Annotated in this window: 11 protein-coding genes; 5 read left to right on the forward strand and 6 right to left on the reverse strand. The window is 44.2% G+C overall.

Annotated elements, in window-relative coordinates; all coding sequences use genetic code 11:
• Positions 1-17: 17 nt before the first annotated feature.
• A complete protein-coding gene (locus FKN16_RS15225) occupies positions 18-1,958 on the reverse strand; it encodes an ATP-dependent DNA helicase (RefSeq protein ID WP_005382210.1) in 1,941 nt (646 codons plus the stop codon).
• A gap of 218 nt (positions 1,959-2,176) precedes the next feature.
• Between FKN16_RS15225 and purU the strand changes: the two genes are divergently transcribed.
• From purU to FKN16_RS15240, 3 genes are all read left to right on the forward strand, one after another.
• Entirely contained in the window at positions 2,177-3,010 is an 834-nt protein-coding gene (purU, locus tag FKN16_RS15230; protein WP_005382206.1) for a formyltetrahydrofolate deformylase, read from the forward strand.
• A gap of 204 nt (positions 3,011-3,214) precedes the next feature.
• Positions 3,215-4,834 carry a serine protease gene (locus tag FKN16_RS15235; protein WP_170903053.1) on the forward strand — a complete coding sequence of 540 codons (1,620 nt, stop codon included), beginning with the start codon at positions 3,215-3,217 and terminating at the stop codon, positions 4,832-4,834.
• A 1-nt stretch (position 4,835) separates the two neighbouring features.
• Positions 4,836-5,204, forward strand: coding sequence for a hypothetical protein (locus FKN16_RS15240; RefSeq protein ID WP_048626132.1), 369 nt, complete (start codon positions 4,836-4,838; stop codon positions 5,202-5,204).
• A gap of 72 nt (positions 5,205-5,276) precedes the next feature.
• Here FKN16_RS15240 and FKN16_RS15245 read toward each other — a convergent pair whose 3' ends face one another.
• A complete protein-coding gene (locus FKN16_RS15245; RefSeq protein ID WP_047009520.1) occupies positions 5,277-5,873 on the reverse strand; it encodes a VOC family protein in 597 nt (198 codons plus the stop codon).
• Between the two features lie 220 nt (positions 5,874-6,093).
• Here FKN16_RS15245 and argS point away from each other — a divergent pair, with 220 nt between their 5' ends.
• Positions 6,094-7,827 (forward strand): arginine--tRNA ligase, encoded by a 1,734-nt coding sequence (argS, locus tag FKN16_RS15250; RefSeq protein ID WP_170903054.1) that lies wholly within the window; start codon positions 6,094-6,096, stop codon positions 7,825-7,827.
• 126 nt (positions 7,828-7,953) lie between these two features.
• Positions 7,954-8,382 carry an HIT domain-containing protein gene (locus FKN16_RS15255; RefSeq protein ID WP_046874244.1) on the forward strand — a complete coding sequence of 143 codons (429 nt, stop codon included), beginning with the start codon at positions 7,954-7,956 and terminating at the stop codon, positions 8,380-8,382.
• A gap of 93 nt (positions 8,383-8,475) precedes the next feature.
• Here the strand turns inward: FKN16_RS15255 and FKN16_RS15260 are convergent, their stop codons facing one another.
• From FKN16_RS15260 to FKN16_RS15275, 4 genes are all read right to left on the reverse strand, one after another.
• Complete coding sequence (locus tag FKN16_RS15260; RefSeq protein ID WP_005396058.1) at positions 8,476-8,706, reverse strand: FeoC-like transcriptional regulator; 231 nt, start codon at positions 8,704-8,706, stop codon at positions 8,476-8,478.
• On the reverse strand, positions 8,703-10,979 hold the full coding sequence (gene feoB, locus FKN16_RS15265; protein WP_109168613.1) for a Fe(2+) transporter permease subunit FeoB: 2,277 nt from the start codon (positions 10,977-10,979) through the stop codon (positions 8,703-8,705). The genes FKN16_RS15260 and feoB overlap by 4 nt, the downstream gene beginning before the upstream one ends.
• Positions 10,979-11,206: a FeoA family protein gene (locus FKN16_RS15270; RefSeq protein ID WP_005382190.1), complete on the reverse strand. Its 228-nt coding sequence runs from the start codon at positions 11,204-11,206 to the stop codon at positions 10,979-10,981. Before FKN16_RS15270 ends, feoB begins: the two co-directional genes overlap by 1 nt.
• 827 nt (positions 11,207-12,033) lie before the next feature.
• Positions 12,034-15,411, reverse strand: a complete 3,378-nt coding sequence (locus FKN16_RS15275) for a helix-turn-helix domain-containing protein (RefSeq protein ID WP_170903055.1) — start codon at positions 15,409-15,411, stop codon at positions 12,034-12,036.
• Positions 15,412-15,575 lie beyond the last annotated feature (164 nt).

The following is a 15,575-nucleotide window of genomic DNA, read 5'->3' on the forward strand; positions in this document are numbered from 1 at the left end:
AACTCTCATTTATTGGGTTATGCCTCAGCACTTGCGTCTGTGACAGATTGTTCTGCTTTCAGGAATGCTTTGATTCCATCTAAGTCTCGCGTTCTTGGGATAGGTGGTAGGCTTCCGAGGAAAATACCACCGTAGTCTCGCGTGACAAGGCGATTATCACAAATGATCAACGCACCGTGATCCTTCTGATCTCGAATTAATCGCCCTACTCCCTGCTTTAACGTAATCACTGCATCCGGGATTTGTACTTCAGCAAATGGTTCACCGCCACGTAATCGACAATCCTCGATACGGGCTTTGAGTAACGGATCGTCAGGGGCGGTAAACGGTAATTTGTCGATAATAACACAGCTCAGCGCATCACCTCTAACATCAATCCCTTCCCAGAAAGCGCCTGTCGCCACGAGTAAAGCGTTACCCAGTTCCATAAACTCCGCCAAGGTTTTCTGCTTACTCATCTCCCCTTGCATTAACACAGGCAGCTCAAGTACTTCTCGGAACTTCTCACCTAGTTCACGCATCATGCTGTGCGAGGTACATAAAAAGAAGCAGCGACCATCATTTTCTTCAATCACCGGAGCAAGCATTCGGACTAACTTATCCGCTAAGCCGTTACTGTTTGGCTCTGGCAGATACCTTGGCACACAAAGGCGCGCTTGTTTTTGATAATCAAAGGGGGACGGCAGAGAAAATTGCTTTGTAGGCTTGAGGCCAAGGCGCTCAGTAAAGTGCTTGAAGTCGCCCGATACGGCTAGAGTTGCTGACGTGAAAATCCACGCGCCTTGTTTAATCTCTATTTGCTCATGGAACTTGTCCGCGACAGAAAGAGGCGTAATGTGCAGAGCGAAATGACGAGGCGAGGTATCGTACCAGTATGAGTAACCAGTAATATCGACATCACATACCCGGTCGATGCGGCCTTTGATCAAATTGGCTCGTTCAAAGGCGGTATCCAGTAATTGACTGCGCCCTAAGGCTATTTTGAGAACATCAATCGCCAATTCGAGGCTATCAGTTAAGCGCAATAATTCTCGCTTAATAGAGCCTGATTGCAACGCCTCACGCCAGTTGCCACGAAAGCCTGGCTCACCCAGTACAATCCGCATGTCCATTGCGCTTTGCATGAGTTTGTCGCCCACTTTTTGCAATTGACGCATATCTTTGGCTTCGGTGCGGTAGGCTATTTCAATGTCTTTGGCAAGATCGTGAATTTGGCGGCTTGAAACTGACTGGCCGAAATATTCGCTCGCAATATCTGGCAACTGATGAGCCTCATCAAAAATAAACACATCGGCTTCTGGAATCAGTTCGCCAAATCCTGTTTCTTTGATCGCTAAGTCAGCAAGAAATAAGTGATGGTTCACCACAACAATGTCGGAATCCATGGCTCGCTTACGCGCTTTCAATACAAAGCAATCGGTGTAGCTCGGACACTCTTTACCTAAACAGTTATCATTGGTTGAAGTGATGGTTGGAATGATCATGCTGTCTTCTGGCAGATCATCACAATCACCAAGGTCACCTGTTTTGGTTTCTGATGACCAAGCACGCACTTTAACCAATTGAGTTAATAGCGTCGGGTCAGATTCATTAGTATGGCTTTCGACCATTTGGCGGCTCAAGCGATCCAAACACAGATAGTTAGAACGCCCTTTTAATAACGCCACTTGGCCATAAAAACCAAGCGCATTGACCATAAGCGGTAAGTCACGATGGTACAACTGCTCTTGCAAGTTTTTCGAGCCTGTACTGATGATCACTTTTTTACCACTCAACAGCGCAGGGACTAGGTATGCGAAGGTCTTACCGGTTCCGGTTCCTGCCTCCACCACCAACTGGGTTTGATCTTTGATCGCACTGCTGACGGCTTCCGCCATATCGATTTGTGGCTGACGAGCTTGAAAGCCAGGAATGGCCTTACCTAACGCGCCATCAGAGGAAAAAGTTTTTGCGATCATGCTTGGTATTGAGTTTGAAAAATTATCGAGAGTATATCAGAGGAATAGGAGTGACATCAGCCCACAATCTGACCAGCTTGCGGCGACACGCGGATATTTTGTTGAAACCAACGTAAGAATAGATTATTTATGGTGAAACATGGCAGTACAGTTACACCCGCCAGGGAATAATAACAAATTCGTACGCTAAAATATTAATGCATGGAAGTACCTGATTTATGGAAAAGAAAACACTGTTGACCCACTGTTCTGACGCCCCGGGTCTCATCTCGAAAATTACTAATATCTGTTACAAGCACCAACTCAACATCGTTCACAATAACGAATTTGTTGATAATACCAGTGGCCACTTTTTCATGAGAACGGAGCTGGAGGGATACTTCAACGATCAAACGTTTCTTGCCGACTTGGACCAAGCTCTCCCGCAAGGTGCTAAGCGTAAATTGGTTGGCTCTCGCCGTAAGCGCATCGTCATTCTCGTCACAAAAGAAGCGCATTGTTTAGGCGATATTCTGATGAAAACCTACGACGGAAGCCTAGATGTTGAGATCGCCGCTGTGGTAGGGAATTACGACAAACTGCAAACTCTCACTGAGCGCTTCGACATTCCTTACCACCACGTGACCCATGAAAACCTTAGCCGTGAAGAACACGAGCAGAAGATGCTAGAAGTGATCGATCAATACGATGCTGACTTTTTGGTGTTAGCTAAATACATGCGCGTATTGACGCCTACGTTTGTTGAGAAATACCACCACAAAATCATTAATATTCATCACAGCTTCTTACCTGCTTTTATTGGCGCTAAGCCATATCAACAAGCTTACGATCGCGGTGTGAAAATCATCGGTGCAACGGCACACTTCGTGACTAATGATTTAGATGAAGGGCCGATCATCAAGCAAGACGTAATTCCTGTCGACCATACATTCAATGCCCAAGATATGGCACAAGCGGGACGCGATGTAGAAAAGAATGTGTTGAGCAAAGCGTTGAATAAAGTCATTAACGACCACGTCTTTGTTTATGGAAATAAAACAGTGATCCTGTAATCCCTCCGCACTAGTTACAACGAGAATGAAACCCGTCCAACTTGGCGGGTTTCATCTTTTCAGGGATATCCCCCCGACTCTAACCATCAAAATTAAACCGATATATTATAATTTTTCATTTCACTACAACCATTTACTGAGAGAATGATTCCGTTTATCATTTGGTCCCCTTATAATAAACCATGTTAATATTACGGAATTAAAATGAAAAAAACGTTAGTGGCTTTTCTGATTGGGCTGACTTTGCCAGCAACCACAATCGCAGATACTCTTAAGCCTGTTCAGAATGATGTATCCACTCGCATTATTGGCGGCGAGCCAGCTAATACTTCCGACTGGAAGTTTATTGCTTCACTGGTCCGTAAAGGACAGCCAACATCTATTGGTCACTTCTGTGGCGGTAGTTTCCTTGGTGGAAAATACGTATTAACTGCTGCGCACTGTGTGGAAGGTCTTAATGCGGACGATATTGATATCGCTCTTGGTCTTTATGATCAAAACAACGAGTCTCACGCGCAGCGCATCGCGGTTAACAATATCTACTCGCATACTGCATATAACAGTAATACAACGAACAATGACATCGCTCTTATCGAATTAGAACGCAATGTCGATAGCGCGACTATCGATCTGGCAACGCCAGAGCTTTTGGATAGTGTACGCGTAGGAGATAAGTTGCACGTGGCTGGATGGGGAAATACGTCCACGACAGACCGAGTATACCCAACCGTTTTACAACAAGTTGATTTGGAATACGTAGATCGAGCAACCTGCCAAAACCTATCGGGAAATTACTCTAATGTATCAGATGACGGCATTTGCGCCGGATACTATTGGGGAGGTAAAGATAGCTGCCAAGGAGATAGCGGCGGTCCGCTCATCGTTGACGATAACGGCATCAACAAATTATTAGGGGTGGTCAGTTGGGGTGATGGATGTGCTCAACCAAATGCTTATGGTGTTTACGCAAACGTCGCTCATTTTCAGCACAACGGCTGGATAGATAGTCATCGTAATACTATCAGCTACACTCAGTATCGAGATCTTCATTTCGTTGAGCGAAAAGCGCAGCAAGAGACCTTTACTATTCGTAATGACGAGGTGAATACGCCAATTAACATCACGGGCGTTACCCTAACAAGCGGAATCAGCCTCGCCAAAAATACCTGTACTTCGACACTGGCACCATCTCAGAGCTGTCAAATTACGGTAGGTTACTACCCAAGCTACTCGCACTCAGTTGAAACGATTGAAGTCTCTACTGATCATCCGAAACTATCTAAACTTTCGACTACCTTAATATATAGTGGTATTGATAAAGCAAGCAGCTCATTGAGCAGTGCCGTTACGCTAGCTGGCGCAAACGTGTACACCAATGAACACGCTTGGACCGCTGAAAATGGTGAACTTCAATCAGCAGACATGGGAACGTCTGCTGGCGCATCCATCTTGTATTTAACCGATCTTCCAAAAGGCAAACTATCAATGGACTTTAAAGTCTTGTCAGATGGTTTCGATGTTTTTGTCGTTTACGTCAATGGCCAAGAGTATGACTACACTCGCCAGCTTCTTGAGTACAATGAACTTTCTATCGATCTTTACCGGAAGTCAAACACGGTTACTTTTGCTTATCTGAAAAACTACGAGTTTAGCGGTGGTTACAACGCGCAAGCGTATATTCGCAATATCAAGATGTCAGTTAGTTCAGATAACACTAGCGAGAGCAGCGTAACAACAACATCGAGTTCAGGCGGTAGCTTCTCAATTAGCCTACTAATGTTGCTAGCCGCAGGTCCTTTCCTGCGTCGCAAAAAAGGACAATAAGATGCAATATATACTCAAAACAATGCTGCTTGGTTTGAGCTCAATCAGCTTAGTCGCTTGCTCGGCAAATACAGAATTGCAGCAAGGTCAAGAGTCTGAACACCAAGCAATCATGGTAGAAGCGTACCAAGCTAGCGATAGTCAAATTTCATTTATCGCCGAGTCTAATGGCTGCAGTAAGAACGATGACTTTAGCTTAAAAATAGAGCAAAACTCTTCAACGGAAGCCCTACTCACAATCGTCAGGAACAAAGTGGATCATTGTAAACGAATGCCGTTTCCAAAGACTTTCACACTAACTCTAGATGAAGAGTTGAAAGGCAAAAAACTTTCCATTACCAACCCAAAAAGCAAGTCACTGGCTAAATAGTGATTCGCTTACGAAAGGGAGCCTCGGCTCCCTTTTTGCCTCTCGCAACTCAGCAATTTTCACTCTAGCGTTTTACGCCTGCTCAGACTCCACAATACGCTTAAGTGAATGCGGGTGCAGCTTGATACAAATGCCTTGGTACTTAAACGCCACGGTTGGGTTGTTCAAGCGTTCGCCTTCCCCTTTCGGGCTCGACAATTTGCTCTTTACACCCAGCTCTTCCAACTCATTAAAACGCGCGCCAAACGCTGGGTAAGTGTGTTTCAAATCAGCAAGAAACTCATCTGCGGTTTCGGCATGAGACGGAATCACAAACTCCACATGTTCCCAGCTTTCATTTGGGTAGATTTTGCCTTCCGCAGGGTATGGCAGCTCCAGACACTCAATCTTCCAGCCACGGCTTTCCAACGCTTTGTCGAATTCGATAACGATGATTGGGCGACCGTTTATTTTCGCTTGTGAAATCACCTTACCGTATTGATTCCATGCTTCATGCGCGGCTTTCGCTGTTTCAGTATCATTAATACGCAGCGCAATATGGTCAGCTTGAGCAAAGCTCAGATCCAGTTTTAACAGGGTTGCAAGCTCTTCAATCTTCGCCATAAATGCGTCCAGATCTTGGATCATCAATTCAGGCGTTAGGCGCTTTTCAACTAGTTGAGTCGTCATTATGGCTCTCTTATGGGGCGATTTATCTCATTACTTTGAGCGCAATAGTAAACGCAAACTAAGCCACATTTCCATTCAATCGAAAAAGTAAAAATTTCGCCTATTCATCTCTGTATGAAAAGCAATAAAGTTGTTATGATTAGCCCCATTTTTGTGAACTCTAACAGAGCTCGGCGTACATTCTGCCGAGTTCTTTGTCCTTGAATTGAAGGAAACGCGTGTGAATATCCAAGCACTTATTAATGACAAAGTATCTCAGGCTCTAGAAGCCGCTGGCGCACCTGCAGGTAGTCCTGCAGCCGTTCGCCAATCAGCAAAGCCACAATTTGGTGATTACCAAGCAAACGGCGTAATGGGCGTTGCTAAAAAACTGGGTACTAACCCACGAGAATTTGCACAGAAAGTACTGGATGTTCTAGACCTAGATGATATTGCGAGCAAAACAGAAATCGCTGGCCCTGGTTTCATCAACATTTTCCTAAGCGAAGAGTTCCTTGCGAAACAAGCCGACGCGGCGCTAGCAGACGAACGTCTTGGCGTAGCTAAAGAAGAAGCGCAAACCATCGTTGCCGACTACTCTGCACCAAACGTAGCAAAAGAAATGCACGTAGGTCACCTGCGTTCAACCATCATCGGTGATGCAGTGGTACGTACGCTTGAGTTCTTAGGTCACAAAGTGATCCGCGCGAACCACATCGGTGACTGGGGTACTCAGTTCGGTATGCTTATCGCAAACCTTGAGCGCGTACAACAAGAGTCTGGCGAAGTTTCTATGGAACTTGCGGACCTTGAAGGCTTCTACCGCGAATCGAAAAAGCTATACGATGAAGATGAAGAGTTCGCAGTAAAGGCGCGAAACTACGTGGTAAGACTGCAAAGCGGTGACGAGTACTGTGCAGAAATGTGGAAAAAACTCGTTGATGTAACCATGATCCAAAACCAGCGCAACTACGACCGTCTAAACGTGTCACTGACTCGTGACGACGTAATGGGCGAAAGCATGTACAACGACATGCTTCCTAAGATCGTTGCAGACCTAAAAGAACAAGGTCTTGCCGTTGAAGATGATGGCGCGCAAGTTGTATTCCTAGATGAATACAAGAACAAAGATGGCGAACCAATGGGCGTTATCGTTCAAAAACGCGATGGCGGTTTCCTATACACAACAACAGATATCGCATGTGCAAAATATCGTTATGAAGAGCTAAGCGCAGACCGTGTGCTTTACTTCATCGACTCACGTCAACACCAGCACCTAATGCAAGCTTGGACGATTGTTCGTAAAGCGGGCTATGTGCCTGAGTCTGTATCTCTTGAGCACCACGCGTTCGGCATGATGCTGGGTAAAGACGGAAAGCCATTCAAGACTCGTGCGGGTGGTACCGTTCGTTTGGCAGATCTTCTGGATGAAGCAGAAGTTCGCGCAGCACAGCTGATCGAATCTAAAAACCCTGAACTAGATGCGGAAGAAAAAGAGAAGATCTCTAAAACAGTTGCAATGGCAGCGGTTAAATACTCTGACTTATCTAAACACCGTACGACTGACTACGTGTTCGATTGGGACAACATGTTAGCGTTTGAAGGCAACACAGCACCATACATGCAATATGCATACACTCGTGTAGCTTCAATTTTCGCTAAAGCTGGTGTTGCTATGGATGCTCTCCAAGGTGACATCAAAATCACTGATGAGAAAGAGAAAGCACTTATTGCTAAACTTATGCAGTTCGAAGAAGCGGTGCAATCTGTTGCTCGCGAAGGCCAACCACACATCATGTGTAGCTACCTATTCGAACTAGCAGGTCAGTTCTCTAGCTTCTACGAAGCGTGCCCTATCCTAGTTGCTGAAGACGAAGCAGTGAAACAAAGCCGTCTGAAACTAGCTGCGCTAACAGCGAAGACCATCAAGCAAGGTCTGTCTCTACTGGGTATCGATACTCTAGAGCGTATGTAATCCGCTTTTACGTAGTTAGCTTAAGTAGCACAAGCTAAATGATGACGAAGGTTGACGTGAAAGCGTCAACCTTTTGTTTTATCTGTCGTATACTACTTCAAACTAAAAATTAATCGGACAGCAATAATGAGTTTTGAACTTCATCCTCAATTGGCAAAAGACACTTCGGTGATTGGTCACTTCCCACTTTGCGTCGCTCTTCTTCATAAAGATAATGCTGTGCCATGGGTTATCTTGGTGCCTAAACGCGAAAATTTGAAAGAGCTACACCACTTGCCAATGCAAGAGCAACAACAGTTTTTGCTCGAATCTCAAGCGGTAAGCCAAGCACTCGAAGCGACATTCCGCCCAGACAAGTTAAATCTTGGTGCCCTAGGTAACATGGTGCCACAGCTGCACATTCACCATGTTGCTCGCTTTAAAGACGATATGGCATGGCCGGGACCAGTTTGGGGTAACACCAAAGGTGAGTTTCGTACTGACGAAGAACAAGAAGAGATTCTTAACCGAATTCGTAATGTGTTGTCGTTAAGCTCTATCTTCCGTAAAGCGTAACCGTTATATAACTTTTAATTCAGGCAGAAAGTAAAAAGCCGCATCATTGCTGATGCGGCTTTGTTGTTTTTGCGCGATGGTTCATTGCTCTTACTACATGGTTACGGTAAGTGACAAACCATCGTGCTTTGTGACTGCATAGCGTATTCGCGTTATATGATGAGCTTTATTTGTATCTACCAAGCGAGAAATGCGACCTTTGTTAATCCATACACTTAACATGGCGTCTGCACCGTCTTCACTCATTCCGAACTGTTTTGCTAGCTCAGATTGGGAAACCGTTCCTTTTTCGGCAATATATTGATAAAGCTCTTTTAAAATCATACGACTTGCGCCTCAAACTCGCCTTGATGTTTCTTGCCTACGCGCTTGAAAACGCGGTACGTGCCAAAGAAAATCGCAATAATTGCGGCAATCCAAACGCCGCTGGTGATAGGGCTATCAGCGAAATGCATAAGCTGATGATAGAAAGTCGCACTCAAGTACGCGAGCCCCATTGTCCATACCGCTATAAAGCGCGCAAAGTTATTGCCGAATTCTCGAACATAGGCACCCATCGCAGCCACACAAGGAGTGTAAAGTAAGATAAAAATTAGGTACGCAAAAGCAGCATGACCAGAAACAAATTTCTCTTTTATGTTACCAAAGATCGATTCATCAATTTCTTGCTCCTCTGCGACTGCATGAGAATCTGCTAAATCACCGACGTCAATCCCCAGAGGATCAGAATAGCTCAGCCCTGCTAGGTTTTCAGGAATGCTCATCACCGCTTCTTCTAGGCTACCCATAAGATCAAATTCTGCATCCTCTCCATCGGTTGGCGTAGTATATAAGCTGTTCAATGTGCCCACGACTGCCTCTTTCGCGAAGATACCAGTAATAATACCAACCGTTGCTGGCCAGTTATCCTCTTGAATACCAATTGGTGCAAACACTGGCGTCACAACCTGAGCGGCTTTTGATAGAACCGATTTATCACTGTCTTCATTACCGAATGTACCGTCAGTTCCTAGCGAGTTGAGGAAGCTCAAGATAGCAACAACCACTACGATGGTTTTACCTGCACCCAATACAAACCGCTTAAGTTTTTGCCAAGTTTTGATCACGACGTTCTGCAATGTCGGAAGCTCATAGTCAGGCATTTCCATCACCAAGCTATCACTGCTGCCAGGATACAGCGTGTGCTTGAGGAACAAACCGGTAAACACCGCGGCGACAATACCAAGTAGGTAAAGTGCAAACACAATGTTTTGACCAGAGCCTGGGAAGAAAGCGGCAGCAAATAAAGCGTACACAGGTAAGCGAGCACCACATGACATAAACGGTGCCATCGACGCAGCCAACTTGCGCTCACGCTCTTGGTCTAGCGTGCGCGTTGCCATGATTGACGGAACGTTACAGCCAAAACCAAGAACCAAAGGGACAAACGCTTTACCCGGCAAGCCGATTTTCTGCATCACTTTATCAAGCACAAACGCGGCGCGTGCCATGTAACCCGAGCTCTCAAGCACAGCAAGGAATAAGTACAAACACGCAATGACCGGGATAAAGGTCGCAACTGTTTGAATACCGCCGCCTAAACCATCAGCAATCACCGTAACTAGCCATACGGGGAGGTGACCATCTAATAAGTGGTGTCCACCATCAACCAGCAATGCGCCTACACCAATGTCAAAAAAGTCGATAAATGCACTACCGATGTTAATCGAGAACATAAACATCAAGTACATAACAACAAAGAAGAATGGGATCCCAATCCACTTGTTCAAAATAAATTGGTCGAGTTTTTCAGTCACGCTACGGCTTAGCTTGCCTTCGCTTCGGCGAACTTTTTTACACTGTTCATGCAGGTATGTGTACTTGGTATCCGCGACATGCAAATCGATATCCAAGTCTAAAGTCGCAATGACTTCCAATACTTTGCTTCTATCAATATCGGAAAGGCTATTGAGAACCATCGTGTCTTTTTCAAGCGCACGAATCGCTAATGCACGATGGGCGACGGTTTGATCGTTAAAAAGTGCGGAAACAGTTTGAATCGCCGACTCCATCTTTTCACCGTAATGCAAAGATAACTCTTTAAGCGCGACCCCTTGAACAATGGACTTATGAAGTTTTTCTTTAAACTCTGCAACTTGAGTTTTATTGGTTGCAGATAAACTTACTACAGGACAACCTAACGTTTTCTCAAGCTCTGAAACGTTAATCATTTGACGTTCACGTTTTAGTGCATCCATTTTGTTGAGAACAACAATCATAGGACGGCCAAGTTCGCGAAGTTGTAACGTCATATATAAGCTGCGCTCTAAACTCGTGGCATCAACCACGTTGATAATGAGATCGGCAGGATGAGTTAGAACCGCACGCGATGCAATGGATTCGTCAATACTATTGCTATCATTACCACTGTCTAACGAGTAAATACCAGGAAGGTCAGTGAGCAAAAACTCGTCACCCGCATGTTTGAATTGTCCCGTTTTCTTTTCAACGGTGACGCCTGCCCAGTTACCAACTTGCTGTTTTGCGCCCGTCAAACCATTAAATAGCGTCGTTTTACCACTATTAGGATTACCTACGGTAAGCACTTGATATTGCATTACACTCGCTCCACTTCAATTTTCTGAGCAATGGTTTCTCGCAATGCGACAGACACACCACGGACTTCGACTTGTAAAGGATCGCCCATTGGAGCACGTCGAATCACTTTGACTTCTGTATTGGGAAGCAGCCCCATTACCATGAGTTTCTTTCTGATATCTGATGAAAGACCATCTAACAACCGAATCGTCACCGTATCGCCAGGATTAATCTCTGATAACTTCATAGTGGCCCTTAAGAGTATTGCTAATGAGAAATATTATTATTTAATAAGTTTAGGCTGCCAATATTACTCTCCTATAACCCTTCAATCCTTGTGTGAAATCAAAGATTTCATAAATGTTTTCATGCTTTCAAACGTCAACTCCGTAAATTTCCTCTCGTTATTTACGTCAAAATTAACAATTAAAAATCACGACCAATGAAATAAAAATGTCACAAACAAATGGTAAAGATAAAAATTTCCACATAAAACAATAGTTTAGATGACATTTAAAACTTTGTCGTTTTTCTCATATCAACATGGCGTTATTTTTATAAGAAAAATAAGTAACCTCTCGTATAGTTACTCCATCGAGAGGGCAACCTCTCAAATGAATTCCAGAGGTGGCATGGCAACATGTCACTCCGGCAGCAAGCGAAGGTGTCATTGACACCCGTGGTATAGTCCCCCCGGCTATACCACGATATTTTTTTTCATCTCTCTCTAAACTCTTTATCTTATCCACCTTTTCAGCACAGTTCTGTTTTCACGAATTTCGCATACCCCCACTACTCAAATGAACCAACGCACTCTAGATACAAAAATACAACCATTCATCTATTTGTCGCCGTAGGTAAATCCGTCCTCTTAAGCCATGTATGGTTATAGCTAAGAACAGCGCTACTAACAGATAGAGCGTGACCGTGCTTACGTATTGAGAATGGATTTGTAGGCTAGATGTGATGAAGAAGCAATGAGAATCACTGCATTGGTAGCTCTAGAATAGTAGAGCGCTATAAGCAGCTCCCCAGTCTTTTGAATATTCACTAGGGAGTGTGTAATGAGGGTTTTTAGTTGGTTTCTTGGCTTTCTTGAGTCAAAGCAAACTTGGAAGGAGGCAAACCAAAATGCAATTTAAACTTTTGGCTAAAGTAAGAAGGATCATTAAAGCCGCAGTTAAACGCTACTTCGCTGATTTTCTCGCCCGCTAATAACTGCTCACACGCCGTTTCTAAACGAACTTCGGTTACATAATCTTTTAACGTTCTTGACGAGGCTGATTTAAAGCGCCTCTGTAAAGAGCGTTCTGACATGAACAGCATTTTAGCCGCTAAAGCAGTACCAAACTCAGGGTCATGGTAATGCTCAGCCACCAGCTGATAGACTTTTTGCAACCATTCTTTCTCTGGGGTCACTTTATCTTCGACGATAGGTTCAGACTCAAATTCTTGCAAAGATTCATCCACATAACTCATTTCCTTCGCAGTTGGCCATGTAATTTCGATTTTATTTTGAGCGTCGGAAGTAAATACCGCCAAGTATCCTCCACTCGTTGTCACTAACTGGGCAAGATGATCAATACTCAATTCAGAGTGGTTCATATTAGATGGACGCCCGGTCGTGACTTTATTAGGCAGTTGCGTCCCATAATCAAGAAAACTCAATGAAACAATATCATTGCCCTCTTCTAGCATGATTCTCACCGTTTGGCCTCGGAAAGAACGCTTGATGATATTGGCAAAAATGCTGTTGAAGATAACATCAAGGTTAAAGCTTTCCAGAGCAATTCGACTTGTTTTTCTCTCATCTTCAAGCTCCACCATAATCCCAGCCTTCGAAAAATCATCTTGCCATACATCAACCACCGATTGAGTTATCTGACTCAAATTGTAATTGTGACTGCCGCCGCTAGCTTCACCAGGAACACTTTTTAACTCATTTAATTGCCATGTTGTTTTCGCCAGATGATCTTCCGTAGCTGCATCCAAAGGTATGGGTAATTTTGCCGCTATAAAATCGACACTGGACTTAATAGATTGCGCCACGTGATCAACCAACAGGTTTCTGACTTGAATCTGTTTACGTAGCTGTTGGTTACTCGTCAACAACACTCGGCTTTGATGCCTCAACTGGTTAGTTTTGAGTGTCACTTGCGCAGCTAAATCACGGTTAGCCTGTACAACATAGCGAGAACGCCAGTACATAAGTAGTGCAACCATGGCAATACTCGCTACCACAAAACCTAAAATTGCGAGTTGCGATAAATACCAAGGATTAAGCACAATAAAATACGACTCGAGCCCAACCAATCCAGCAGCGACTTGAGACTCATTACTTACCTGTAGATGGTATTCACCGGAATTGAGATGCTCTAGAGTCAGTTGGCCTCCCTCTAGCGTTTGCCAAGGGTCATCGTTATTCAATCGATAATACAAGTTTTGACTGTCTGGTTTTGGCATCACGCCAAATAAGAAACTTAGAGAGGAGCCATACGGTAATTTTATTCCATTCAAATCGGCGCTACCAACTTGTAGAACCTCGTTTTCAAGCACAACTTGGCTCACGATAAACTTCGACTCTGGAGGGTTGGACACAAGCAGCTTGGATGCTTCAGCTTTTACCAACCCGTATTTCGATCCTAGGACGAGCTCTCGCTCACCATCTTCTGTGTACTGTATAACACTGCAAATTCCTGGTAGAAACTCGTTGTTCATTAAGCCAGACGCCGATGAATAATGTTTCACTAATTCACCCGAAAGGTGGTAATAGCTTAGTCCGACAGAAGAGGCTAACCACACGCCTTGCCTGTCTCTGATCAAGCAAGCAGGTCGCGCGTTGGGCACACTCATTTCAACAACACGTTTCTCGTCACGTCCTTTAATCGTTTTAAAAACGCCGTAGGATGACGCAAACCACTGACTGCCATCAACCGCCGTGACCATGTCTAATGATTCACCAAATTTTTCGGAATAGCGGATGAACTGGATGTTTTCATTGCTGTATTGATAAACCCCATGATCGGTCCCTATCAATAGAGAGTCTTCAGTGTCGTATAAACGCGTAACCTTAGCTGGTAAGTACTGACTTACTAGCCACTCACTTCCAAAGTTTCTTACGCTTTGCTTGGTTATATCAACATTGTAAAGATGGTATCCGCTTGATACCCAGAGACGATCATTACCATCTACAGTCACGTGCTCCACTGCGTGTCCAGCCATAACCTGTAAATAAGGAAATGTCACTTTGTTAAGACCATTCAGCTCGAATATTTCGAGCCCTTTAGAGGTCGCAAGCCAAAGCATCCCACCTTGAAATGCAAATTCATTGATCTGCGAATCAAGTTCCAAGACTTTGATGTTGCCACTCTCACCTGTCCGATAAAGCTTTCGGTCATCCGCGAACCAAAGCGCATCATCAGGTCCTGTGGAGGTTTGTCGAATTCGCCCTGATAAGGTTTGCGAGTCGTAACTACTGAAGGTTACTCGTTCAAACTTTTTACTAAACAAGGAGTAATAACGAATGCCTTGGTTAGTCGCGATCCACATCCCTCCCATGTTGTCACTCAGTAGCGAATAGATCTTTGTATTATCCAGCTCCAGTTCAAGAAAGCTTGCAGGCTCGACTTCTGTCACTTCACCTGACAAGAATGAGTATAAATACAGACCATGCTCAGTCCCCACCCAGTACTCTTGATTTGTCTCAGCGAAAGTCAACACATGAGAGCCGCCAATCTTAATCACCTCTTTATCAGGTTGATAAATATTGAAAATTAATGCCCCACGCAACGTTCCTACCAGAATTTCTCTGCGCGTGTGTGAGTAGTAGATCTTTTCAATGTAGTTCTGACCTGAAGCGACTACATGGTCAAACTTATCTCCTTCTGAAAGATAAAAGCCAGAAGTTGTAGCAAGTGCCCACTTCTCTTCGAGCAGAACTGCATCGTTAATATAAACATAGCTATTGTTGCTATGTTGATAGAGCTGCAACAAAGAAAAGGACTTTAACTCGTTAGTATCGATGTTGTAAGTATAGAAATGTGCGCCATCACTAACCCAAATATAATCTTCAGAAGAACCGATTTTTCTTATTTGCGACCCGGGGTTTAAGCTAAAGACTAAACGTCTTTCTTGATTTGGATAAGTTTGATACACCTCATTCTCAACAAAGGTCCAGAACGAGCCTTCATGATAAGCCAGTTGCTTGGCAGACATTTGTAAAAAACTGCCTGATTTAGGTAGGATATTTTGGCCATCATAAAACAACACCCGCCCATGCACGTCGTGAATCCACAAGCCCCCTTGCTCACCCAAGAACAATTTTTTAGCCGCAATAAAAGTACCCTTAACCTGAGTCGGCAAAGGGTAAAAGATGGCATTCGCATTATGAAGAGCAAATGCTTGGAAAGATAGGAAAAAGCCCAACAAGACAAGGGCTAATTGGCGTAGCAAGACGAAAACCTTTTATATCAATTTATGCTCGGCGCTCACCGTCCATATCTTCTACAACATGGACTTATACGGTTATTTTGAGCTGCTAATTATTGATAATGATATCTCAATTACTGTTTGAGAAAAGGCTCACCTTGCCAAAGGTTGTAATTCTTACTACTGGA

The sequence above is a fragment of the Vibrio sp. 11-4(1) genome, from assembly GCF_013048625.1.
Lineage (GTDB): Bacteria > Pseudomonadota > Gammaproteobacteria > Enterobacterales > Vibrionaceae > Vibrio > Vibrio diabolicus.